The sequence below is a fragment of the Nonomuraea sp. NPDC003560 genome, assembly GCF_042878785.1.
Lineage (GTDB): Bacteria > Actinomycetota > Actinomycetes > Streptosporangiales > Streptosporangiaceae > Nonomuraea.
In genome coordinates this window covers 252,649-276,235 of record NZ_JBIAOF010000008.1, presented here as the reverse complement: position 1 = coordinate 276,235, position 23,587 = coordinate 252,649, and the positions used below count along the sequence as shown (strand labels likewise).

Annotated in this window: 18 protein-coding genes; 5 read left to right on the top strand and 13 right to left on the bottom strand. The window is 73.9% G+C overall.

What is annotated here, in order from left to right; all coding sequences use genetic code 11:
* The first annotated feature begins 94 nt into the window (after positions 1-94).
* Positions 95-1,537 (top strand): MFS transporter, encoded by a 1,443-nt coding sequence (locus ACFYUV_RS30030; RefSeq protein ID WP_387673807.1) that lies wholly within the window; start codon positions 95-97, stop codon positions 1,535-1,537.
* Positions 1,538-1,546: 9 nt separating this feature from the next.
* On the opposite strand, the gene ACFYUV_RS30025 is transcribed toward ACFYUV_RS30030, so the two are convergent.
* On the bottom strand, positions 1,547-3,133 hold the full coding sequence (locus ACFYUV_RS30025; RefSeq protein WP_387673805.1) for an acyl-CoA carboxylase subunit beta: 1,587 nt from the start codon (positions 3,131-3,133) through the stop codon (positions 1,547-1,549).
* A gap of 275 nt (positions 3,134-3,408) precedes the next feature.
* Here ACFYUV_RS30025 and ACFYUV_RS30020 point away from each other — a divergent pair, with 275 nt between their 5' ends.
* The gene (locus ACFYUV_RS30020; RefSeq protein ID WP_387673803.1) at positions 3,409-3,576 is read left to right on the top strand and encodes a hypothetical protein; all 168 of its coding nucleotides are present in this window, start codon (positions 3,409-3,411) and stop codon (positions 3,574-3,576) included.
* A 144-nt stretch (positions 3,577-3,720) separates the two neighbouring features.
* On the opposite strand, the gene ACFYUV_RS30015 is transcribed toward ACFYUV_RS30020, so the two are convergent.
* Both ACFYUV_RS30015 and ACFYUV_RS30010 read right to left on the bottom strand, forming a co-directional pair.
* Positions 3,721-4,707: a LuxR C-terminal-related transcriptional regulator gene (locus ACFYUV_RS30015; RefSeq protein WP_387673801.1), complete on the bottom strand. Its 987-nt coding sequence runs from the start codon at positions 4,705-4,707 to the stop codon at positions 3,721-3,723.
* Positions 4,708-4,803: 96 nt separating this feature from the next.
* Positions 4,804-5,904 carry a hypothetical protein gene (locus tag ACFYUV_RS30010; RefSeq protein ID WP_387673799.1) on the bottom strand — a complete coding sequence of 367 codons (1,101 nt, stop codon included), beginning with the start codon at positions 5,902-5,904 and terminating at the stop codon, positions 4,804-4,806.
* Between the two features lie 232 nt (positions 5,905-6,136).
* On the opposite strand from ACFYUV_RS30010, the gene ACFYUV_RS30005 reads away from it, so the two are divergent.
* Positions 6,137-7,639, top strand: coding sequence for a benzoate-CoA ligase family protein (locus ACFYUV_RS30005; RefSeq protein ID WP_387673796.1), 1,503 nt, complete (start codon positions 6,137-6,139; stop codon positions 7,637-7,639).
* 134 nt (positions 7,640-7,773) lie between these two features.
* Here the strand turns inward: ACFYUV_RS30005 and ACFYUV_RS30000 are convergent, their stop codons facing one another.
* Genes ACFYUV_RS30000 through ACFYUV_RS29980 form a run of 5 tightly spaced genes read right to left on the bottom strand, consistent with a single transcriptional unit; the run spans position 7,774 to position 12,426 of the window.
* Entirely contained in the window at positions 7,774-8,577 is an 804-nt protein-coding gene (locus tag ACFYUV_RS30000) for a TIGR03084 family metal-binding protein (RefSeq protein WP_352354815.1), read from the bottom strand.
* A gap of 13 nt (positions 8,578-8,590) precedes the next feature.
* A complete protein-coding gene (locus ACFYUV_RS29995; protein WP_387673793.1) occupies positions 8,591-9,664 on the bottom strand; it encodes a carboxymuconolactone decarboxylase family protein in 1,074 nt (357 codons plus the stop codon).
* Positions 9,665-9,674: 10 nt separating this feature from the next.
* The gene (locus ACFYUV_RS29990) at positions 9,675-11,327 is read right to left on the bottom strand and encodes a GMC family oxidoreductase N-terminal domain-containing protein (RefSeq protein ID WP_387673790.1); all 1,653 of its coding nucleotides are present in this window, start codon (positions 11,325-11,327) and stop codon (positions 9,675-9,677) included.
* Positions 11,324-11,884, bottom strand: a complete 561-nt coding sequence (locus tag ACFYUV_RS29985) for a DUF5987 family protein (RefSeq protein ID WP_352330936.1) — start codon at positions 11,882-11,884, stop codon at positions 11,324-11,326. Before ACFYUV_RS29985 ends, ACFYUV_RS29990 begins: the two co-directional genes overlap by 4 nt.
* A 14-nt stretch (positions 11,885-11,898) precedes the next feature.
* The gene (locus tag ACFYUV_RS29980) at positions 11,899-12,426 is read right to left on the bottom strand and encodes a sigma-70 family RNA polymerase sigma factor (protein ID WP_357982041.1); all 528 of its coding nucleotides are present in this window, start codon (positions 12,424-12,426) and stop codon (positions 11,899-11,901) included.
* A gap of 209 nt (positions 12,427-12,635) precedes the next feature.
* Between ACFYUV_RS29980 and ACFYUV_RS29975 the strand changes: the two genes are divergently transcribed.
* Positions 12,636-13,487: a metallophosphoesterase family protein gene (locus ACFYUV_RS29975; RefSeq protein ID WP_387673787.1), complete on the top strand. Its 852-nt coding sequence runs from the start codon at positions 12,636-12,638 to the stop codon at positions 13,485-13,487.
* Positions 13,488-13,706: 219 nt separating this feature from the next.
* Positions 13,707-14,462 (top strand): AraC family transcriptional regulator, encoded by a 756-nt coding sequence (locus ACFYUV_RS29970; protein ID WP_352366315.1) that lies wholly within the window; start codon positions 13,707-13,709, stop codon positions 14,460-14,462.
* Between the two features lie 69 nt (positions 14,463-14,531).
* Here ACFYUV_RS29970 and ACFYUV_RS29965 read toward each other — a convergent pair whose 3' ends face one another.
* The 5 genes from ACFYUV_RS29965 to ACFYUV_RS29945 are packed head-to-tail and all read right to left on the bottom strand — an operon-like array spanning position 14,532 to position 23,584.
* Positions 14,532-15,902, bottom strand: coding sequence for a cytochrome P450 (locus ACFYUV_RS29965; protein ID WP_387673783.1), 1,371 nt, complete (start codon positions 15,900-15,902; stop codon positions 14,532-14,534).
* Entirely contained in the window at positions 15,899-16,438 is a 540-nt protein-coding gene (locus ACFYUV_RS29960) for a flavin reductase family protein (protein ID WP_352329447.1), read from the bottom strand. The genes ACFYUV_RS29965 and ACFYUV_RS29960 overlap by 4 nt, the downstream gene beginning before the upstream one ends.
* 22 nt (positions 16,439-16,460) lie before the next feature.
* Positions 16,461-16,889: an acyl-CoA thioesterase gene (locus tag ACFYUV_RS29955; RefSeq protein ID WP_352329445.1), complete on the bottom strand. Its 429-nt coding sequence runs from the start codon at positions 16,887-16,889 to the stop codon at positions 16,461-16,463.
* Between the two features lie 3 nt (positions 16,890-16,892).
* The gene (locus ACFYUV_RS29950) at positions 16,893-22,616 is read right to left on the bottom strand and encodes an SDR family NAD(P)-dependent oxidoreductase (protein WP_387673780.1); all 5,724 of its coding nucleotides are present in this window, start codon (positions 22,614-22,616) and stop codon (positions 16,893-16,895) included.
* Positions 22,613-23,584, bottom strand: coding sequence for an enediyne biosynthesis protein (locus ACFYUV_RS29945; protein WP_358295137.1), 972 nt, complete (start codon positions 23,582-23,584; stop codon positions 22,613-22,615). The genes ACFYUV_RS29950 and ACFYUV_RS29945 overlap by 4 nt, the downstream gene beginning before the upstream one ends.
* Positions 23,585-23,587 lie beyond the last annotated feature (3 nt).

Genomic DNA, 23,587 nt, shown 5'->3' with positions numbered 1-23,587 from the left:
CCGAGTGCCCTCAGGGGGTGTGCCAACAAATGTCCGCCGGTTCGGGTGCAGCCATGACAGGCCACCGGACCCCGTACGGACGAAAGGCACATCCATGTCCATCACCCGCTCCCCGGACCGCATCCGGCGGCCGGGATGGACCCTCGCGCTGCTCGCGCTGGGGCATCTGATCATCAGTCTCGACTTCACCATCATCTACGTGGCACTGCCGGACATCGCGTCCGACGTCGGCTTCACCGCGCACACCCTGCAATGGGTGGTCACCGCGTACGCCGTTCTGTACGGAGGCTTCCTGCTGTTCGGCGGGCGCCTGTCCGACCTGGCCGGACGCCGGCGGATGTTCGTGCTCGGCATGGCGCTGTACGGCGTGGCCTCCGTGCTGGGCGGCCTGGCCACGGCGCCGGGGGTGCTGCTCGCCGCGCGCGCCGTCCAGGGCCTGGCCGGCGCGGTGTTGTTCCCCGCGGTGCTGGCCCTGGTCAACACCGCCTTCGCCGAGGGCAGGGAGCGCAACCGCGCGCTGACCGTCTGGGCCATGGCGGGCGCCGGCGGGCTCACGGCGGGCGCGCTGGCCGGCGGGGTGCTCACCCAGGCCCTGGGCTGGCAGGCCGTGTTCTACGTCAACGTGCCGCTGACCGCCGTGGGCGTCGCCGCCGCCTTCGCCCTGCTGCCCCCCGACGGCCGCGCCACCCGGGGCAGCGTGGACGTGCCCGGGACGCTGACCGGCACCGCCGGCATCACGCTGCTGATCTTCGCGGTCGCGCACGGCTCGGAGGCGGGCTGGGCGCGGGCCGAGGTGGTCGCGGCGGCCGTGCTCGCGGTGGTGCTGGTGGCGGTGTTCCTGCGCCTCCAGGCCCGCGGCCGGACGCCGCTGATGCCGCTGCGGCTGTTCGGCAACCGCGCGCTCAGCGGCGCGGTCGTGGTCATCCTCCTGTTCGGCCTGACGATGCAGGCCGTGCCGTACTTCCTGACCCTGTACCTCCAGGACGTCCTCGGCTTCGACGCCCTGGAGACCGGCCTGGCGTTCCTCGCCCCCACCCTGTCGATCACGGCCGGCAACTTCCTCAGCGAGCGGCTGGTCCACCGGCTCGGCACCCGCGGCACGCTGATCGCCGGCATCCTCGTCAACGCCGCAGGCGCCGTGCTCCTGGCCCCCGGCTTGCAGGGGGACGGGTCCCTCCTCACCGTCCTGCCGGGGGTCGTCGTCATCGGCCTCGGCATGGGCATCACGTACGAGGCCATGTGGATCGCGGCCGGCACCGGCGTCCCGGCGGACGAACAGGGCCTGGCCTCCGGGGTGGCCTCGACCGCGCTGCAGGTGGGCACCGCGGCGGGCCTGGCGGTCCTGGTGGCCGTCGCCAACCAGGGCATCGAAGGGCTGGCCGGGCAGGCCCTGCGCGACGCCTCCGCCCAGGGGATGCGCGCGGCGGTCCTCGTCCTGGGCGCCGTCATGCTGACGGGCGTCCTGGCCGCGCTCAGGCTCCCCGGGCAGCGCGCCCGGACGGCCGCGGCCGTCCCCTGCGCCGACCAGGGGAACTGACGGGAAGCCCTACAGGGGAAGGTTGCCGTGTTTGCGTGGCGCCACGTGCTTGCGCTTGTCGCGCAGCATGGCCAGCCCGCGCGCCACCGCCGACCTCGTCTCCACCGGGTCGATCACGGCGTCGACCAGGCCGCGCTCGGCCGTGTACGCCGGATGGACCAGCTCGCGGGTGTACTGCTCCAGCAGCTCAGCCCGCCGGGCGGCGGGGTCGGCCGCCGCGGCCAGCTCCTTGCGGTGGATGATGTTGACCGCCCCCTCGGCGCCCATCACCGCGATCTCGTTGGTCGGCCAGGCCAGTGACAGGTCGGTGCCGATCGACCGGGAGTCCATCACGATGTACGCCCCGCCGTAGGCCTTCCTGACGATGACCTGGACGCGCGGCACGGTCGCCTCGCAGTAGGCGTACAGCAGCTTGGCGCCGTGCCGGATGACGCCCGCGTGCTCCTGCTCCTTGCCGGGCAGGAAGCCGGGCACGTCCACGAGCGTGACCAGGGGGATGGAGAAGGCGTCGCAGAACCTGACGAACCTGGCCGCCTTCTCCGCGGCCGACACGTCCAGCACGCCGGCCAGCACGGTCGGCTGGTTGCCCACCACGCCGACCACCTGGCCGTCGATCCGGGCCAGCGCGCAGATCACGTTGGGCGCCCAGCTCTGGTGCAGTTCGAGGAAGTCGCCGTCGTCCACCACCTCGGCGATCACCAGCCGCATGTCGTACGGCTTGTTCGGCTCCACCGGCACGATCTCGGCCAGCCGGGGCCGGGCGTCGCCGGCCGCGGCCCGCGCGGGCAGCGCCGGCGGGCGGCTCATGTTGTTGCTCGGCAACATCGAGACCAGGTCGCGCACGGCGGCCAGGCAGCTCTCCTCGTCGTCGTGCACGAACGTGGCCAGCCCGGACCGGCTGGCGTGCACCTGCGCGCCGCCCAGCTCGGCGTGCGTGATGCGCTCGCCGGTGACCGCCTCGACCACGTCCGGGCCGGTCAGGTAGAGCTGGGCGGTGTCGCGCACCATGAACGTGAAGTCGGCCAGCGCCGTCGAGTACGCCGCCCCGCCCGCGCACGGGCCGAGCACGACGGCGATCTGCGGGATCACCCCCGACGCCTGCACGTTGCGCTGGAAGATGCCGCCGTAGCCGTTGAGCGACAGCACGCCCTCCTGGATCCGGGCCCCGCCGCTGTCGTTGAGCCCGATGAACGGCGACCCGCTGGACAGCGCCAGGTCCATCACCTTGTGGATCTTCTGGGCGTGCGCCTCGCCGAGCGAGCCGCCGAAGACGGTGAAGTCCTGCGCGTAGACGAAGACGCGGCGGCCGTCGATGGTTCCCGATCCGGCCACGACCCCGTCGGTGTGCGGCCGCTGGGCCTCCATGCCGAGCCCCTGGGCCCGGTGCCGCCGGAACATCTCGATCTCCAGGAACGAGCCCTCGTCCAGCAGCAGGTCGAGCCGTTCGCGCGCGGTGCGCTTGCCCAGCGCGTGCTGCCGCTCCACGGCCTGCGGGCGGCCGCGCGCGATGTCCTCGCGCGCGCCGGCGAGCTCCTCGCGCAGACGGTCCATGGCCGACGGCGGGGCTTCCTGGAGGACCTCGGGGGAGATGGTCATCGTTTCCTCCTCGGACTCTTCCGGTACGTCCAGTTAAGGAGCGATGGCCGTTTCCTGTCACCTCCTGCAGTGCTTGACCCCGCCGGACGTGGCAGGAAGCGGAAACGCTGATGCAGCTTGCTGCCTCGCCGAAGCCTGGTTCGCGCCCCCGCCGCGGCGCAAAGTTGGAAGTGCAAGGGAACAGCGACACGAACCGCCGAGAAAGAGGCAGTGAAATGACGAACAGCATTGTTGCCAAGAGGATTTCCCAGTGGATTATCGCGATTGTCTCCGGAATGCTCCTCTGGGCCGTCGGCGCCACCGCCGCGCAGGCCGCCGCTGCCGCCGACACGGTGGTGCTGCAGGCGGACGGCAACACCTGGCCCGCGCCGGCCGGCACTGACGGCAACACCTGGCCGCTGCCCACCCCGCTGCCCTCCCCGCAGGGCAACACCTGGCCGTAAAAAGCCCCGACACCGGAAAGGAATTGACCGTGAATTTCCCCGAGGAGGTCTGCCCATAGACAAAGTCCGAACACGAGAGAACCCCCGCGACCGGGTCGCGGGGGTTCGTCATGCCGTCCGGCGAGAAACGACGGAAGAAACGCGTCAGATCCAGTTCTCCTCCTTGGCGCGCAGCGCGGCCTGGAAACGGTTGACCGCGCCGAGCCTGGCCATCAGGTCGGCGACGTAACGGCGGTAGGTGCGCACCGAGATGTCCAGCTCCCTGGCGGCGATCTCGTCCTTGTCGGCCGTGGCCATGACCGCCAGCACCCGCTGCTCCATCTTCGACAGCGTCGGCTCCTCGCCGGGCGGGTCGAGGTGGTCGGCCAGCGGCACGGCCGCCTTCCACAGGCCCTCGAAGTAGATGACGAGCTGGGAGATCAGGCCCGGCTCGCGGACCAGCAGCGCGCCCGTGGAGTGCGCCTTGGGATCGATCGGGACGACGGCCACGCTGCGGTCGTACATGAGCATGCGGTCCATCGGCTGGTCGGTGACGCGGATCTCGGCGCCCAGGTGCGCCAGCTCGCGCAGGTACGACACCATGCGCTGGTCCTCCAGCGCCTTGGGGTGGAAGATCTCGCGCAGGGCCAGGCCGCGCCGCAGCGAGCGCGTGTCGAGCGGCAGCGCCGACTCGATCATCACCTCGTTGAACGGCCCGCCCGGGTGCAGGCAGAGCGTCTCCTTGTAGGAGAAGAAGGCCAGGTCGTCCAGGCGCTGGCGGACCCGCGCGCCGCTCTCCACCCGCTCGATGTCCAGCACCGCGTTGGAGCGGTCGCCCTCCCGCTTGTCCTCCAGGAAGCTGGAGATGGCGTCGCGGGCGCCGAACACCCGGCGGATCTCCGCGTTCAGCTCCTCCAGGCGCTGCTCGACCAGGCGCTCGATGGCGATCCGCGGCTCGGTCGCGGTGACCCGGTGGCGGTCGTTCAGGTCGAGCATGGCGAGCCGCTCGAGCGTCTCCACCGCCGACTCCACCGTCTCGGGATCAAGGTCCAGGGCCTCGGGCACCGAGCCGACGCTCTCGCCCCGATGGCGCAGGAAATAGCGGTAGACCGCCTCCGCTTCGGGGGTGACTCCAATGACGGACAGATCCACGCCCCACCTCCCGGGGGTTCGGCGGCCGGAGCTTGCACTTCCATTATCGGAATCCGGACGGCCGGCGCTCCTCGCAGGTTGCGGTGTCCGCTCAGGTCAGGGCACGGGACAGGGCAGCACGGTGGCCCCGGACGCGGCCCGGTAGCACGCGGCCCCCGGGCACAACACCTTGACGACCTCGCCGCCGGCCCGCACGGCGACCGGCTCGTGCCCGAACCGGCGCGCGGCGATCTCCGGCCAGCCGGACGGACGCAGCCCGCTCACCTCGTCCACCAGCCGCGGATCGGCGTCGACGGCCAGGCGCTCCAGATGGGCGGCGTAGTCGCCCTCCCGCTGCCACACCGCGAACCGGCGCAGGCAGTCGGGCAGCTCCAGCGTGCTCCACGGCTGCGCCCTGGCCGCCATCGCGCGCAGGAACGCCTCGCACACGGCCGACTTCACGGTACGGCCGGCCGCCGCGGCCAGCGTCGCGCCCTCGCCGCCGACGGTCACCAGGGCGACCCGGAGATCGGGCACCGACAACACGAACGCCGACATCCGCAGCCCCAGCCCCGAGGCCGCGGCCGTCACGCCGGGCGGCAGCAGGCGGTCCAGCGAGCCGGAGACCCGCAGCAGCGGTTCGCGCGGCTCGGCCCACCAGCGCGCCACCACGTCGTGGGCGACCACCTCGGCGATCGCCTCCGGCACGCCGCTGTCCACCACGCCGCTCGTGACCGGCTCGACCAGGCATTCGTGCCCGCCTGTCCACACCACCTCGACGGGCAGCCGGTAGCGCCGCCCGCTGAGCAGGCCGGTGCCGGGCACGTGCCGCCGCAGGCTCGCGGGCGGGTCGGCGACGAAGTCCGACAGGCGAAGCTCCGTACCCGTCCACGCGGGCCGGGGGCCGTCGCCGGGCAGGCGGCGCAGGCGGCGCAGGGCGGCGAGCCGTGCCAGGGCGCGCGCCCGGCTCTGGGCCTCGTAGCCGGCGAACCCGGCGACGATGACGGCGAGCTCGTCCTGCGGGGATTCGGCACAGGCCAGATGGACGGCGCCGCCGAGGCAGTCGGCCATCGGCGCGGCCATCGGCGCGGCCGTCCCGATCGCCGTCTCACCGGTCATGTCACCGGTCGTGTCACCGGTCATGTCACCGGTCGTGTCACCGGGCGCCTCACCGGTCGTCTCCGTCACCGGCCACGAGCCCGCGGGCGTGGATGCCATCGCTTCTCCTCCGCAGCGCGACGGCCGTCGCGGCCGCCGCATCCCCAGTACACGCGCGGCCCGGCGGGCCCGTCAACGCCGCGGCGGCCATCCCGCAATCCGGGAGAAACCCGTCAGCAAGCTGCCACGACCGCCAGCTTGCTGACGCCTCCCGACCCCCTGCGGACGGCCCGCGCCCGGCACCGTGGAAGGCGGAACCAAGCCCGCGAGCAGAGCAGCGAGAAGGCATGTCATGGACTCTTTCAACATCGCCGCACGATTCCTCGACCGCGCCGACGGCGCCAGGACCGCGCTCGTCACCCGGCAGGGCCGCGTCGACTACGCGACGCTGCGCGCCCTGGCCGACCGCGCCGGCAACGCGCTGCGCGAGCTCGGCGTACGCCGCGGCGACCGGGTGCTCATCGCCGCCGACGACAGCGTGGAGTCGGTCGCCACCTGGTACGGCGCCCAGAAGATCGGCGCGGTCACCGCCGAGGTCTACACGTTCCTGCGGCCCAAGGACTACCGCTACTTCGCCGGCTACGCCCGTCCGCGCCTGGTGGTGGCGGGGCCGTCGGCGCTGGAGAGCCTGCGCGCGGCGGGGCTGACCGGCCTGCTCGTCACCGGCGTGCCGCGCCACCTGCTGCGCCCCGGCGAGCACCACTTCGACACCCTGGTCGGCGCGCAGGAGGCGCGCCTGGACCCGGTGCCGGTCGCCGCCGGGGACGTGGCGCTGTGGAAGTTCACCACCGGCAGCACCGGCGCGCCGCGCGCCTGCGTGCTGCCCGCCAGGAGCCCGCACGTCAGCTTCGACTCCTACGCCCGCGGCGTGCTGGCCCTGCGCCCGGACGACGTGGTGCTGCCCGTGCCCAAACTGTTCTTCGGCTACGCCCGCGACCTGACCGCCCTGTTCCCCTTCGGCGTCGGCGCGGCCGGCGTGATCTTCCCCGAGCGCAGCCGGGCCGAGACGATCTTCGAGCTGATCGCCGAGCACCGGCCCACGGTCCTGGTGAACGTGCCCACGATGATGAGCGCCATGCTCGCCCACCCCGACGCCGGCCGGCAGGACCTGAGCTGCCTGCGGCTGTGCACGTCGGCGGGCGAGGCGCTGCCGCCGGAGCTGCACCGCCGCTGGAGCGACACCTTCGGCGTGGAGGTGGTGGACGGGCTCGGCTCCTCCGAGGCGTACCACATCTTCCTGTCCAACCGCCCGGGACGGGTCCGGCCCGGCACGCTCGGCCAGGTCGTCCCCGGCTACCGCGCCCGCGTCGTGGACCCCGAGGGACAGGAGGTCCCCGACGGCGAGACCGGACGGCTGGAGGTCACCGGCGACGCCGTCGCGCTGGAGTACTGGCAGGACCCGGAGCGGACCGCGAGCACGTTCGTGGGCGGGCGGACCGTGCGCTCGGGCGACCTGGTCACCAGGGACGCCGACGGCTACTTCCGCTACCGGGGACGGGCCGACGACCTGCTGAAGGTGGGCGGGTCCTGGGTGGCGCCGGCCGAGATCGAGAACTGCCTGCGCGAGCACCCGGCCGTGGTCGAGTGCGCGGTGGTCGGGTATCAGTTGCGCGGCCTCACCCGGCCGCACGCGTACGTGGTGACCTCGGCGGCGGTCGAGGCGGCCGAGCTGAAGGCGTTCGTCCGGGCCCGGCTGGCGGCCCAGAAGTTCCCCCGGCGCATCACGTTCGTGGAGCGCCTGCCGCAGACGGCCTCGGGCAAGGTGGACCGCCGCGCGCTGGAGGTCGGGACGTGAGAAGCGGGCGCGCCCGGGACTGGGGGAGTTCCGGACGGGCGCGCCCGCGGTTCGGGAAGGCGTCTCAGACGCCGCTTCTCAGAGGCGGCCTGTCAGACGCCGCTTCTCGGACGCCGCCTGTCGGACGCCGGTGGTCAGACGCCGGCGCGGGCGAACTGGCCGGGACGCCGGCCGGCGCCCGCCGGTCCGCGGTAGGCCTGCGCGATGTCCAGCCAGCGGTCGGCCTCGGCGCCGGTCGCCGTGACCGCCACGTCGGCGCGGTGCCGCCGCCTGGTCACCAGCAGACAGAAGTCCTCGGCCGGGCCCGAGACCCGCTGGGTCGCGTCCTCGGGGCCGTAGGCCCACACCTCGCCGGAGGGGCCGGTGATCTCGAAGCGGAACTCCTCGGCCGGCGGGGTCAGCCCGCGCGACAGGTAGCCGAAGTCCCGGGTGAGCACCGCGAAGACGACCAGGTGCCGCAGCCGGTCCGTGCGCTCCAGCCGCACGCCCAGCGCGTCGGCGACGTCCTGCCCGTGGGCGAAGGTCTCCATGATGCCCGCGCATGCCAGCACGATCGGCGGCAGCGGGTTGACCAGCCACGGCACGACCTCGCCCGCGGGCACGGCGGCCAGACCGGCGTGCACCTCCGACCGCCCGGCCCGCCACTTGGCCAGCAGCGTGTCCGGCGAGTCGTTCTCGAACGCCTTGAGCGCGGCGTTCACCGCGCCGTCGAAGTTCTTCTCCGCGCCGGCCGTCATGGCCGCGAACGCCTCCGCGTCGGTGGCGGCGGCGGTGGCCAGGCGGAAGATGAAGGCCAGGTGGGCGATCTGGTCGGCGATCGTCCAGCCCGGCGCGGGGGTGGGCAGCTTCCACTGCTGGGCGTCCAGGCCCGACACCAGCGCGTCGAGCTGGTCGCCGTCGGCCGCCAGGTCGTCGAGCACTACCTCTAGCTCGGTCACGTCCTCGTTCCTTTCAGTCGGCTGTCGATGCGGTCGGAAGCGGGGTGGCGGGCAGCCCGGACCAGACGCCGGTCCGGCGGGCGGCGGTCATGGCAGCCCAGGAGGCCGCCTCGACGAGCGCGGCGTCGGTGAGCGCGGCGTCGGCGAGCGCGGCCGAGCCGGTCGTCGCGGCCCGGAACTCGCCGACCGTGCGCGCGTCCACCTGGTGGGAGGCCAGCGCGGTCAGCAGCGCCAGCCGGGCGGCCGGACGTTGCGCGGGCGGCAGCGCGGCGGCGGCCTGCCCGGCCCAGCCGCTGCCGGGGCCGGGCGGGACGCCGTCCCAGCCGGACACCCGCTCGGCGACCAGCTCGCGGACCTGGACGGGCAGCCGCCGCGCGCCGCCCTCCTCGATCGCCGCCGCGGCCCTGGCGAACGCCTTCCCGAGCCGCGGGACGCCGCCCGCCCAGGCCAGGTCGTCCGGCAGCGGCGCGCCGGGCAGCAGGCCCAGCGAGCCGCCGGGGGTCGCGGGCCGCCGCGCGGCGGGCCGCATGAGCGCGCCGAACACCCGCAGCGCGGGCCCGCGCGCCGCGCCCGGCAGCTCCGGCGGCAGCGGCGAGTCGCCGAGGAACACGTTGACCATGCGGTTGAGGTACTGGAAGGTCACCGCGACCGCCACGAGCTCCACGGCCGCCGCCCCCGTCACCGGCGGCCCGCCGGCCCCGGGGGCGGCGCTCGCCCTGGCCCAGGTGGCCAGCGGCCGCAGCCCGGGATCGGCGGGGGTCAGCGCGCGCAGGGTCGCGCCGTGCACGTCCACGCAGTACGGGCAGGCGTTGCCGGCCGAGACCTCCCTCGCCACCAGCTCCCCGGCCACCCGCCCGGCCGCCCCGGCGGCCAGCAGCGACTCGCGCAGGACCAGCCAGCACGCGGCCAGCGCGCGCGGCGCGGGGGAGTGCAGGGCCACCGGCGGCGCGAGCATGCCGAAGTCCCGCTCGACCTGCTCGTACACCCGGGCCACCAGGCCGCGGGCGGCGCCCGGCCGCACCGGGCGGACGTGCCGCACCTGGGCGAGCGCGCCGGGCGCCGTCATCCGGCTGAGCAGCCGTCCCATCGCCGGCGCCCTAACCGCGCAGCGCGGCGGCGGCCAGCGACGCGGTGGCCCGGCGGCCGGCGGTGGAGCCGTCCGGGGCGGGCGCGCCGTAGGAGACCTGCACGCCCCGCTCCCGCGCGGCCCTGACGATCCCCGGCACGGCCCGCTCGGCCAGCGCGGAGATGGTCATCGCCGGGTTGACGGTCAGCGCGCCCGGCACGGCCGAGCCGTCCGTGACGAAGATCCCCGGGTGCCCGCGCAGCTCGTGCCCGTCGTCCAGCGCCGAGGTGTACGGGTCGTCGCCGATCCGGCACGAGGCCAGCGGATGCACCGTGTACGCGCCGACCAGGTCGTTCGTCCACGGCGTCACCGTGGCCAGCCCGTCGCGCTCCAGGATCTCCTTGCACTCGGCGTCGGCCATCGCCCAGGCGGCCGAGGTGTTCGCGGTCGGCTTGTACGACAGCCGGCCGACGCCCAGCATCTGCTGGGACACCCGGTCGGCGTTGCCGCGCACGGGCGGCGGCCCGAAGACGCCCTCGTTGTCGTCCTCGATCATTTGGAAGATGATCAGCCAGGACCGCCAGCGTTCCAGCATCTCCTTCTTGCGCAGCCCGAACCACGCCGGGTCGGTGCCGCCGGCCAGCGCGAGGATGGTGCCCAGGCCGGGCGGGAAGTAGAGCTGCTCCAGCGAGTAGCGGGTGTACTCGGGCAGCGAGCCGTCCAGCCGGTCCCAGTTGGCCACCGTCGGGCCCTTGCCGATCTGGTTGGCCGCGTACGCCAGGCCGTCGCCGCGCTCCAGGCCCAGCACCTCGCGTACGCGGTCCTCGTTCAGCACGGCGGTGTTGAGCCGTTCGCCGTTGCCGGAGAAGTAGCGGCCCACGGCGTGCGGCATCGCGCCGAGCGCGGCCTCGCTGCGCTGCAGGATGACCGGCGTGGCGGCGGCGCCGGCGGCGAGGACCACCACCTTGGCCTCGATCGTCCCCTCGCCCTCGGTCAGACGGTAGTCCTCGCCATGGACGATCTTGTAGTGCACCCGGTAGGAGCCGTCGGGCGTGCGCTCGATGCTCTGCACCTCGTGCAGCGGCCGGATCCGCGCGCCGTGGGCGAGCGCCGCCGGCAGGTAGTTGACCAGCAGCGACTGCTTGGCGTCGAACCGGCAGCCGGCCATCATCCAGTTGCAGTTGACGCAGGCCCCGGTGTCCACGGCCGCGGGCACGGGGTTGGCGGTGCGGCCCGCGTGCCGGCAGGCCGCCGCCCACAGGCCGCCGGAGTAGGAGACGTCCTCCCAGCCCTGCTGGGTGATGGAGATCGACTCGGCGACCCGGTCGTACCAGGGGTCGAGGGTGTCGCGGCTGATCGCGGCCGGCCACATGCGGCGCCTGATGCTGCCGCGGCGCTCGAAGACGAAGCGCGGCGCGCGTGGCATGGCCGCGAAGTAGACCACGCTGCCGCCGCCCACGCAGTTGCCGCCCAGCACGCTCATGCCGTCGCCGACGGTGAAGTCGAAGATGCGGGTGTAGGACGAGCCCAGCTTGAAGTCGTGCTCGTAGTCGGCCGACTCCAGCCACGGGCCGCGCTCCAGCATGACCACGTCGGCGCCGCCAGCGGCCAGGTGGTAGGCGGGGATCGCGCCGCCGAAGCCGCTGCCGATCACCAGCACGTCGGTGCGTTCGACGCCGTTCATGCGGGGCTCCCTGAAGCTGTCGTGTCCGGGTGGAGGTCGGCGAGGGGACGGCCGTAGGAGTAGGCGGGGAAGCGCCAGAGCCCGTCCGCGTCCGGCGGGGCGATGCCCATGGCGGTCAGGCCGGGATGCCCGGCCCTGATGGCGTCGGCGGTGTGCAGGTGGGCGGCGGAGTCGTAGGCCATGTAGCAGAACAGCACCAGCAGCACCCACAGCGCCTTCTCCGGGTGGCCGGGCGCGGTCAGCGTGCGCACCAGCGCGCCGCGCTCCTCGAACGGCAGGGCCACGAACGCCGGCACGCCCTCCTCCAGCACGATGCCGTGCTGGTCGGCGTGGGCGCGGGCGTGCTCGTTCAGCGAGCGGGCGTAGTCGTCCAGGCCCTCGGTGACGCCGGTGGCGTCCCATTCCAGCAGCTCGACGGCGCCGGCCGCGACCGCGCCGCCCGTCGGGCTCATGCCCGCCACCGCCCGGTCGTCCGGACCGCGCTTGGGGCCGGGCACGATGGTGTCCGCGAGCGCCTCCAGCGTCTCCACCCTCGTCTCGTAGAGCAGTGGACCCATGGGTACTCCCTCGTTCAGGTCGGCTTTCGGTCGGTACGGTCGGCGGGGTCGGTGCGCGCCAGCGCGGCCCGCAGGGTGCTCAGCGCCCTGACGGTCTGGCTGCGGACCGTGGAGGACTCGTTGCCCATGACCCGGGCCGTGTCCTCGGCGCTGCGCCCCTCCCAGAACCGGAAGAAGATCGTCGCCCGCTGCCGCGGCCCGAGCCTGGCCAGCGCGCCCATCAGCACGATGCGCTCGCCCACCAGGTCGTAGGGGTCCAGCGCCGCGGCCGCGTCGGGCGGCGCGCCGCTGAGCACCTCCCGCGACCAGCGCAGCGACCTGCGGTCGCTGATGAGCAGCCGCCGCATGATCTGCCGCGCGTACGCCTCGGCGCGGTCGCGCCGGTCGAGGCCGTCCCAGTGCCGGTGCAGCGCCAGCAGGGTGCGCTGGACGAGGTCGTCGGCCTCGTGCCAGTCGTCGGAGAGCCGGAAGGCCACCCGGCGCAGCATGGGCCTGGCCTCCCGCGCGAAATCAGCGAATTCCTGCCCCCGTACATCGGCCATCACCCTCACCCCCGGAACACGGCCGTGCAATTTCCGCTTTCTTCGGCATGCTCAGAATTGAATGCGCGGTGCGCCGCAACAACCCCTAACGGACGCCCCCACGCCCTTATCCACAAAGGCTCCGCCGCCACCCCCTATTCGCTCCTGTGGGACCCCTGTTTTTCTCGCCGTGCGCTTCCCGGTCGTTCTCGCGCGCATACGCTCGCGGCGTGAGCGCCTCCGGTGCGGCATTACTGGCGATCAGCGACCTCCACGTCGGATTTCCCGAGAACTGGGCGGCCGTCGAGAAGCTGCGCCCGCGCACCGAGGACGACTGGCTGCTGGTGGCGGGGGACGTCGCCGAGCGGCTGGACGCCTTCGAGCGCACGCTCGGCCTGCTCGCCGAGCGCTTCGCCAAGGTGGTGTGGGCCCCGGGCAACCACGAGCTGTGGACCACGCCCGGCGACCCCGGCCTGCGCGGCGAGGAGCGCTACCGGCGCCTGGTGCAGATCTGCCGGCGTCTCGGCGTGCTCACGCCCGAGGACCCGTACGCGGTCTGGACGGGGGAGGGCGGCCCGGTGGCCGTCGTCCCGCTGTTCCTGCTGTACGACTACAGCTTCCGCCCGCCCGGCACCACCCGGGAGCAGGCGCTCGGCCTGGCCCGCGAACAGGGGGTGGTGTGCAGGGACGAGTTCCTGCTGCATCCCGAGCCCTATCCCAGCAGGCAGGCGTGGTGCCGGGCCCGGGTGCGCGAGAGCGAGCTGCGGCTGGACGCGCTCGACCCGGCCCTGCCCACGGTCCTGGTCAACCACTTCCCGCTGCTGCGCGCCCCCACCCGGGTGCTGCGGCACCAGGCGCTGGCGCAGTGGTGCGGCACCGAGCAGACGGCCGACTGGCACCTGCGCTTCCGCGCCGCCGCGGTCGTCTACGGCCACCTGCACATCCCGGGCACGAGCTGGCACGACGGGGTGCGCTTCGAGGAGGTCTCGCTCGGCTACCCGCACGAGCGGCGTCCGCACCACCGCGACGGCCGGGCGCTCAGGCAACTGCTGCCGGCCCCCCGCCGCGAATGGGCCCGATAAAAATCGCATTCTCAGAGAAATTGCCGAGGTTTCCGAAGATTTCCCAAAAAAGGGCGATTTGTCATGCAGCGTACTGCGCGCCCGAGAGCGTGTACCAGGTGGCAACCGAAAGGCAATGCATCCGGAGCGCCGAGGAATCGTCGCGCCCCCCGGGAATTCTCCGGCCGGAGAATCGACGGGGGACGCGCGCCCGAGGGCTTCCGGGTTCCGGGAGACCATATGGACGACGTCATCGAACGAGCGGTCCTGCGGGTCATCGAGAGCATGCAGGAGAACCACGGCGAGCAGCTCACCATTGACGACATGGCGCGGACCGCGATGTTCAGCAAGTTCCACTTCTCGCGCGTCTTCCAGCGCGTGACCGGGCTGTCCCCTGGACGGTTCCTGTCCGCGGTGCGGCTGCGCGAGGCCAAACGCCTGCTCGTGTCCACCTCGCTCAGCATCACGCACATCAGCCACCAGGTCGGCTACTCCAGCGTGGGCACCTTCAGCTCGCGCTTCACCCACAGCGTGGGCCTGTCGCCGAGCAGGTACCGGCAGTTCCTGAGCGTCACGGCGGCGGACCTGGCCGGCGGGGAGCGCGCGTTCGGCGGCCCGGCGGCGACCCTGCACGGCGTCGTGACCTCGCCGCTGGCCGACCGGCCGGTGTTCGCCGGCGTGTTCCCCGGCCAGATCCTGGAGGGCAGACCGGCGAGCTTCACCCTGATCGACCGGCCCGGCCCGTACGTGCTGGAGAACGTGCCCAAGGGCAGCTGGTACCTGATCGCCCAGTCCGTGGCCGAGTCCCGCGAGGACGCCGTGCACCACCCGCCCCAGGGTGACGCCGCGACGTGCATCGCGCGGATCGGGCCGATCGAGGTGGGCGGCGGCGGCAGCGAGCGCGCCGACCTGCGGCTGCGTCCCATGAACGCGCTCGACCCGCCCGTCCTGCTCGCCCTGCGCGACCTGCTCGCCTGGACCGACACCCACACCTGACAGGAGGGGGCGGCACGTGCGGAAGGGCCCGCGGACGACGTCCGCGGGCCCTTGCGTGACCTCCGGTCCCTAGGCCGGGCTCACCGTCATCGGCAAGCCGCCGCGCACCCGCAGCGACAACATGGCCTCCGGGACCGCCCGCCGGCCGGGCAGCCCGGTCAGCCGCAGCTCCCGGGTGACCATCGCCAGCACGAACGTGGCCTCCATCATCCCCAGGTGGTTGCCCACGCAGAAGCGCGGGCCCGCGCCGAAGGGGATGTAGGCGTACCGCGGCCGGTCGGCGGGCGCGCCCGGCTCGAACCGCTCGGGACGGAACGCGTCCGGCTCCCGCCAGTACGCCGGATGCCGGTGCAGCGTGTACGGGCTGATGAGCACGTCCGCCCCCGCCGGGACCCGGTACCCGCCCACCTCGTCGTCCTCCCGCGCCACCCGGGTCAGCGCCCACACCGGCGGGTACAGCCGCATGACCTCCTCCAGCACCGCCGCCGTGTAGGTCAGCCTGCGCAGGTCCTCGTACACCGGCGGCCGGTCGCCCAGCACCGAGACGGCCTCCGCCCGCACCCGCTCGCGCACCTCCGGATGCCGGTCCAGCAGGTGGAAGGCCCACGACAGGGTGCTGGCGGTGGTCTCGTGCCCGGCCAGCAGCACCGTGACCAGCTCCTCGCGCAGGCGCTGCCGGGCGGCCCGCGGGTCCTTCCGCAGCCCGGTGGACTCGATCAGCAGGGACAGCAGGTCGCCGCCGCCGGTCGGGTTCGCCAGCCGCTCGGCCACCAGCAGGTCCACGACCCGGTACAACTCCCGCCGGGACCGGCGGAACCGCAGGTGCAGCGGCAGCGGCAGCCACAACGGCACCATGGCCAGCGTCACCATCTCGAACATGGCCTGGTCCTGGACGCCCTCGAAGGCGTGCCCGATCGAGCCGTGCGCGCCGAGGTCGGCGTCGAGCAGGGTGCGGCCGAGCACCCCGAGCGCCAGGCCGGTCATCTCCCCGGCCACGTCCACGGGCCCGCCGCCCACCCGGGCCCGCAGCCGCTCGACCAGGCGGCCGGCCTCCTCGGCCAGCACGGTGTCCTGCTGGGCCAGCCGCTTGTTCTGGAACAGCGGCTGGATGGTCCTGCGCTGCTGCCGCCACCGCTCGCCGTCGCTGGTCAGCAGCCCGTCGCCGATCACCCGCCGGGCCTCGGCCAGGCCGATGCCCTTGAGGTAGTTGCCGCTGTTGTCGGCCAGGACGTGCTTGGCGTGGTCGGGATGGTTGAACAGGTAGATGCTCTTCGGGCCGATCGTCATGCGCACCGCGTCGCCGTACCGGGCGGTCGCCTTCGACAGCAGCGCGAGCCGGTCGCCGACCAGCCGCCGGTACAGGACGGGCGCCGCCCAGGGCGGCGGGCCGGGCGGCACGCGGCCGCCCAGCGCCACCGGGCGGGTGCCCAGTGTGGTCACGCCGACACCCCCTGAAGGGCGGGGGAGGTCTCGCCGAAACGGCCCCGGTAGACCAGCAGGCCGTCGCAGTCGTCCCGCCGGCTCAGGGACAGCACCTCGCCGACGAAGATCGTGTGATCGCCGCCGTCGTAGGCGCGCCAGACCCGGCACTCGAAACGGGCCGCCGCGCCCGCGATGAGCGGCACCCCGGTGACCTCGCCCGGCGTCACCTCGACGTCGGCGAACTGGGCCAGGCCGAGCGGCCGGTAGCGGTCGGCGAAGTGCCGCGCCTCGGCCTCCTGGTGCCCGGCCAGCACCGACACCCCGAACGACGTGGCCGCGGTGATGCACTGGTGCATCACCGCGCCCTTGCCGACGCACACCAGCAGCAGCGGCGGGTCGAGCGAGACCGAGGTGAAGGAGTTGGCCGTCATGGCGTGCGGGACCTCGCCGCCGGTGGTGATCACGGTGACGCCGGTGGCGAACGCCCCGAACGCGTCGCGCAGCGCCTTGGCGTCCGCGACCTGCGGCGCCGGGGCCGATGAGTGGAGTTGCACGGTGACCTCCTGGGTCCGGGTTCTAGGCCAGGTACGGTTCGAGCGCCCTGACCAGGGGCTCGGGGACCCTCGCCGGCGCGGTCTTGGTGTTCGGCCCCCGCATGCAGGCCACTCGCTGCCTGCCGCGGGCGACGAGGACCTCGGGGGCGCCCGGGGTGACCCGGACGTAGTCGAAGCCGAACTCGATCTGCGTCTGCGCCAGCTCGATCAGGCGCATCCGGATGGACAGCTGGTCGAAGGCCGTGATCTCCGCGAAGAACTCGCAGTCGACCTTGAGGGTGAACAGCTTGAGGTCGTCCTGCAGGTCGGCGAGCACGTCGCGGGCCCGTTCCATGAGGAACATCTCCCGGCAGCGTCCCTGCCAGCGCAGGTAGTTGACGTAGTAGACGTTGCCGACGAGGTTGGTCTCCTCGAAGCCGACCGTGTGCAGGTACTCGTAGTAGGTGCCCATGGGCTAGGACCGCCCTTCGGTGCGGATCGCGACGACGACGGGGGCGGGCAGGCCGTGCACCCGGGTGGCGAGCGTGGCCACGGCCGCGCCGCCGCCGGTCAGGACCACCCATCCGTCGGCCGCGGCCCGGGTGACCGCGAGCGGCGCGTCCGTGCCCGCCGCCGTGCCCCCTTCCGTGCCTGTGGTGCGCAGGCAGGCGAGTGCGGCGCGGGCGCGGGCGCGGGCGGTGTCCGCGTCCTCCCCGGAGGCCGCGGCGATCTCGCCGGCGAGCGCGTGCCGTCCGTCGTCCCCGTCGTCCCGGTCGCCCGGGTCGCCGGGCCCGGCGGGGGTGACGGGCTCGACGGCGCAGGACAGCGGCCCGGGGGCGGCCACGCACACCGTCAGTCCCGGCACGTGCGCCGACACCGTCCGCACACCCTCCGCCGTGCCCTCAGCCGCGCCGAGCCGGGCCACGGCCAGGTCGCCGGTGCCCTCGCCCGGCTCCACGACGACCGCGACCCGCGCGCCCGTCAGGTCCTCCAGCGTGCGCTCCAGGTACGGGCCGAGCAGCGGCGCCGCCCACGGACCGGCCCCGCCCTTCTTCCGCACGGCCTGCAACCGCAGCCCCTCCCAGCGTTCGACGACCTCGCCGTCCTTCGTCCGGACCGCGACGTCGTAGACGTAGGCGTCGCCGTCCCTGGACCGCTCGGAGGCGCAGTAGCGCACCTCGTCCGCGCCGGACAGCGCGGCCCCGGCCGGGTGCACGCGTTCGATGCCGGTCGGCAGCAGGGTGGCGTCGGGCACGCACACCTGGTTGCCGTGCATCAGCGCGTCCCGCATGCCGGGGTCGCCCAGGAGCAGGTCCGGCGGGAGGAACCCGGCGAACCAGTCGCACTCCTGCGCCACCTGCAGGTCGGCGTCCACCTCGCGGGCCGCGGCCCGGTGGTAGCGGCGCAGCCGCTGGAAACGCCTGCCCTGGAAGAGCACCTCGCCGTAGAGCTGGGTGTCGGGGTCCAGCGCGACCGGCGGCAACTCGTCGCCGGACTGCTCGGGCGGGCCGGCGGGCGGGGCGCCGGCGTCCAGGCGCAGCACGGCCGTGAAATGGTCGACGTCGAAGCCGGTCTCCTGGCTGCGGATGGCGACCGCGACCGTGTCGTGCCCGGTGACCGTCGCCGCCACCCGGAGCGTGGTGCTCCCGTCGGGCGGCACGATGATCGGCCGGACGAACTCCGCCTGCTCCACGACGGGCGCCCCGGGACGGCCGGTGGCCGCGTACGCCACCTGAGCCATGGCCTCCAGCCCGAACACCGCCGGGAACAGCAGGTTGCCGTCCAGCAGGTGATCGGCCAGGTACAGGTCGGTCCCGGCGTTCACCTCGACCTCGCTGACCAGCTCCACGCCGTGGTAGCGGACCAGCGGCGCGCCGACGAAGCGCAGCAGCGGCAGCTCCGGCTCCTCCCGGCGCACGGTGTGGATGCCCTCGGTGCGCCCGCTGATCACCACGACGCCGGGCGCGTCGGGGTCGCTCACCAGGCGGCGCATGATCTCCACGCCCCGGTCCACCGGGATCGGCGTGATGCCCTGCTCGACCAGCCGGTCCACGACCGACAGCCGCTCGCCCATGCCGACCTCGGACCAGACCGACCACTCCATGCAGATCGCCCGGCAGCCGGGGTGCCGCTCGCCCGCCTCGCGGGTCAGGTCGGCCAGCCACTCGTTGGCGGTCGCGTAGTGGCCCTCGCCGTGCAGGCCCGCCCGGCCGATGATGCTGCCGAACGTCACCAGCAGCCGCAGCCGTCCGGGCTCCACCGCCTCCAGCACGTTGCGCAGGCCGTCCACCTTGGGGGCGAACGTGCGGCGGAAGGCGTCCATGTCCAGCCCGGCGATGCCCTCGGGCTCGTTGCGCCCGGCGCCGTGCAGGACGGCGGTCACCGGCCCGAGCGCCTGCTCGGCCGCGGCCACGGCCGCCCGCACCTGGGCGGCGTCGGTGACGTCGGCCCTGGCGTAGTGGACGGTGAGCCCGGTCGCGGCCATGCGCCGCAGGTTCGCGGCCAGCTCCTCGTCCTGGGCGGGGTCGGAGCGGCCGAGCACGGCCACCTTCGCCCCACCCGCCATGGCCATGGCGCACTCGGCTGTGATGCCCTTGCCGCCGCCGGTCACCAGCAGCACGTCGGAGCCGGTCAGCGGCTCCTCCGCCCGCTCCTGCCGGTACGGCAGCGCCCGCAGCGTCGGCACCCGCCGCACGCCGGCGGCGTCGTAGTGCACCTCGCAGAAGGCCGTCGTGGCCGCCGCCTCCGCCGCTACCCAGGCGGCGGCCTGCGGCGCGTCCTGCGGCAGGTGCACGACCGTGGTGGGCAGGCCGCTCTCCAGGTGGAACGTCTTGGCCAGGCCCGCCGCGCCCCGGCCGTGCTGGACCAGGACGAGCCGGGTGCCCGGCCCGCCGGCCAGCGCCGCCTTGGCGCCGAGCAGCGCCTGCTCCAGGTCGTCGGCCGCGCACCGCGCGGGTAGGCACACCAGGACACCGGAACCGATCTTCTCCCCTTCGAGTGCCTCGCGCAGCGGCCCCGCCAGGGGCGCACCGGCGGGCGCGAACACCTGCCACGACCCCGCGCGCTCCTCGGCCGTCCGCCGGGGCAGCGGCTGCTCGTCCAGGTCCACGGCGAACGGGCGCACCCACGGCGCCGCGCCCGCCACGCCCCGGGCCGACTGCGCGCGCGGCTGCGCGGCCAGCCGGTCCAGGGCCTCGCCCAGCTCCTGGAGCGTCGCGGTGGCGACGTTGGCCGGCGCCATGCCCGCGGGCACGCCCAGATGCTGGGTGGCCTGGTCGATGATGTGCATGACGGTGACCGAGCTGAGGTGCAGCTCGTCCAGCGGCTTGCTGTCCTCGGTCACCATCTCCAGCGGCAGCTCGGCGCGTTCGGCGGCCAGCCGCCGCAGCAGCTCGACCGTCGACTCGCCGGGCTTCGCCGCCGTCCCGCCGTTCGCGCCGCCGTCCGGCTCGGCCGCCCGCTCCGCCGGCTGCGGGGCGGCGGCCTTGACGCGCACCTGCGGCGCCTGCTCGGCCGGGCTGGTGAAGAACGAGAACGCCGCGCCGATCTCCAGCGGCTTGACCAGCCGCCCGTGGAACAGCTCCTCGCAGGCGACGGGCACGCCCGCCACGTGCGCGGCGCCGGCCACGCCGAGCAGCCCGGCCAGCGACTCGCTGTCGGTGTCCAGCGCGACGGCCGGCACGTCGGTCAGCTCGGCCGCCAGCCTGCTGAGCACCCGGCCGGGGCCCACCTCGACCAGCAGGTCCGCGTCCGCGGCCACGGCGGCCAGCGCCTGGGCGAACAGCACGGGCGCGGTGATCTGCCGGTGCAGCAGCGCCGGGACGTCAGTCCCGGCGGCCAGGTCGTCCCCGGTGACGGTGGAGACGACCCGCCGGGCGACCGGCCCGAACCGCTCCTCCGCCAGGTATCCGGCCAGCGCCTCGGCCGCCGGGGCGACCAGCGGCGAGTGGAAGGCGTGCGAGACGTTCAGCCTGGTCCAGGTGAGCCCGGCGCGCTCGGCCCGGCGGCCGGCCTCCTCCACCGCCGCCACCGGCCCGGCGACGACGGTCTGGAGCGGCCCGTTGTACCCGGCGATCACCACCGGCAGGTCGCCCACCAGCGCCGGCACGGTCTCCGGCGCGGCCCGCACGCCGGCCATCGTGCCCGGCTCGCTGCGCTCCCGCATCGCCCGGCCGCGCTTGGTCGCCACGCGCAGCAGCGCGTCCTCGTCCATCGCGCCCGCCCAGTGCAGGGCCGACAGCTCGCCCAGGCTGTGCCCGACGGCCGCGTCCGCCTCGATGCCGAGCAGCGACAGCGCGCGCAGGCCCGCCATCGAGCCGGTGACGATGCGCGGCTGGGCGACCTCGGTGGCCGCCATGTCGCCGTCGGCGGGCAGCGCCGCCGTGGCGTACACCTCGGCGACGTCGGCGAAGCGCCTGGCCAGCGCGCCGCCGTCGGTCCCGCGGCCCGAGCCCTGCCCGGGGAAGAGGAAGCCGATCCGCGGCCGTGCCGAGGCTCGGCCGAGGAACGCCTTGCCGTCGGGGGTGGACAGCGCGTTCTCGCCGGACTCCAGCGCCGTCAGCACGCGGGTGAGCTGCCGTACGGCGTCGTCGGGCGAGGAGACCACCACGGCCGCCCGGAACGGCAGGCCGCGCAGCCGCCCGCGCAGCGTGGCGGCCAGGTCGGCGAGCTGGCCGTAGGACACCTTGGGCACGAAGTCGAGCAGCTCCGACACCAGGCCGCGCAGCTCGTCCCAGGTGCCGCCGTCCAGCAGGAACAGCTCCGCGTCCTGGGACGCGGCGGCCAGCGCCTTGACCCGGCTGGACACCCGCCGGCGCGGGCCGGTGTTCTCCAGCACCACGTGCGTGTTGATGCCGCCGAAGCCCATGGCGGTCACCGCCGCGCGCAGCGGCGCGCCCTGCGGCCACGGCTCGGCCGTGCGCAGCACCCGCAGCGTGGCGCCCTCGTCGGTGAGCACCTGGTGCGGGTCGACGCATCCGATGGTCGGCGGCAGCACCTGCTCGTGCACGGCCATGGCCGCCTTGATCAGGCCCGCCACGCCCGCCGCCGCCTTGGCGTGGCCGATCATGCCCTTGATCGAGCCGACCGCGGCCGGCCGCGCGGCCGTGGCCCTGGCCCGCGACAGGGCCGTGAGCTCGGTCGCGTCGCCGAGCGCCGTGCCCGTCCCGTGGCCCTCGAACAGCTCGACGGTCTCGGGGCCGAACCCGGCCTTGTCGTACGCGCGGCGCATCGCGAGCAGGTAGCCGCTCACCTCCGGACGGGTGATCCCGCCCTTGCCGTCGGAGGAGACGCCCCAGCCGGCGATCGTGGCGTAGATCCGCCGCCCGGCGGCCAGCGCGTCCTCCTCGCGCATCAGCACGACGATGCCGCAGCCCTCGCCGGGCCAGAAGCCGTTGGAGTGCCGGTCGTAGAGGCGGAAGTCGCTCTTGGCCAGCGCGCCGGTCTTGGCGAACCCGATCACCTCGAACGGGTCGATGGACAGGTCCACGCCGCCCGCGACGGCCACGTCCACGTCGTGGTCGGCCAGCGCCTTGCCGGCCGTCACCACCGACAGCAGGGACGAGGAGCAGGCGCCGTCCACGGTGTAGCCGCCGCCGTTGAGGTCGAAGTGGTTGCAGATGCGCCCGGCGATCGTGTTGGACAGCCCGCCCGCCAGCGTGTCCTCGTCCACCGGCGGGAAGGGGCTCTTGTAGGCCACCTCGTAGTCGGCCAGGAACGCGGCCAGGCGCTCGTCGTCCCAGCCCTGCTCCTTCAGGGCCGCGGCCAGGGTGCGCCGCACGTACGGCCAGCGCAGCCGCAGCACGTTCGCGCGGGTGAACTCGCCGGTGAGCGTGTTGCCCACGACGACCCCGGTGCGCTCGCGCGGCAGCCCCTCGCCGCCGGCGAACCCGGCGTCGGCCAGGGCCCGGCCGGCCATGTCCAGGGCCAGCCAGTGGGCCAGGTCGGTCGACCGGTACGTGCTGCCGGCGATCTTGTGTGCCACCCGGTCGAAGGCGTAGCCCTCGATGACCGCGGCGGTCTTGGCGTAGAAGCGGTCCGGCGCTGCGGGATCGGGGTCCCAGTAGTCCTCCAGCCGCATGCGCTCGTCCGGGAGCCGGCGGAAGGCCCGGCGGCCGGCCACCGCGTTCTCCCACAGCTCCCGGGGAGAGGCGGCGTCCGGGTACCGGCAGGCCATGCCGACGATCGCGATCCTCGTCATGCCTTCGCGACCTCTTCCCGCGCGTGCTGCAGCGCCTGGGCGGCGGCTGCGCTGACCCTGGCGGCGTCGAGCTCGCGCGCCTTGTTCACGATGTGCAGCGCCCACAGGAAGCCGCCGCGGATCAGGCAGACCGCCGCCGTGGCGAAGAAGATCCCGTACGGGATGTTCATCCCCATGAGCAGGCCGTACACCACGGCCACGCCGCCGCCGAAGGCGACCTGGGACAGCGGCCTGGACGGGCTCGTGCCCGGGTCGGTGATCATGTAGTTGGTGAACAGGATGAACGCCACCCCGGTCATCATCGACAACCCGCCGAGGATGGAGATGTCGTCGATGATCAGCCCGCGCACCACGGCCTGGAGGGCGAAGACGCCCACCCATCCGCCGATCAGCCACATGCGGCCGGTCAGCTTCCCGTTGATCATGGTCCCGCCGATGATGATGATCCCCGGGATGATCCAGTCGATCGGGTTGTCGACGTTCTCCGTGAAGTGGTACGGCGGCGCGATGCTGGCCCACGGCAGCAGCAGCAGGATGATCGCGATGCCGAAGTTGGACGGGTTCATGAAGTGCCGCATCCGCCCGCGCACCGGCGCCTTGAGCACCCACTTGGCGCCCACCGCGACGGTCACGCCGAACATCATGACCAGCACCTGGTCGTTGACGTAGATCAGCATGTTGAGCGCGATGGAGGTGATGTGCGCGGGATAGAGGAACTCCATCAGCCCGCGCGGCCCGTTGCCGAGGAAGCGCGGCGCGCGGCCCTCCTGACGGGCGCCGATCACCTCAAGGATGATCTCCACGGTGTAGCCGGTGGCCAGCGCCACGAACGGCCACGACCACGGCTGCTCGAAGCCCAGCACGGTGTAGCCGAGGATGTTGAAGATGGTGATCGAGATCGCGAACCGGCGCAGCGCCGTGATCACTTTGGGATCGTGACGTGGCGGGGTGATCGTCTTGTCGGCCATGCC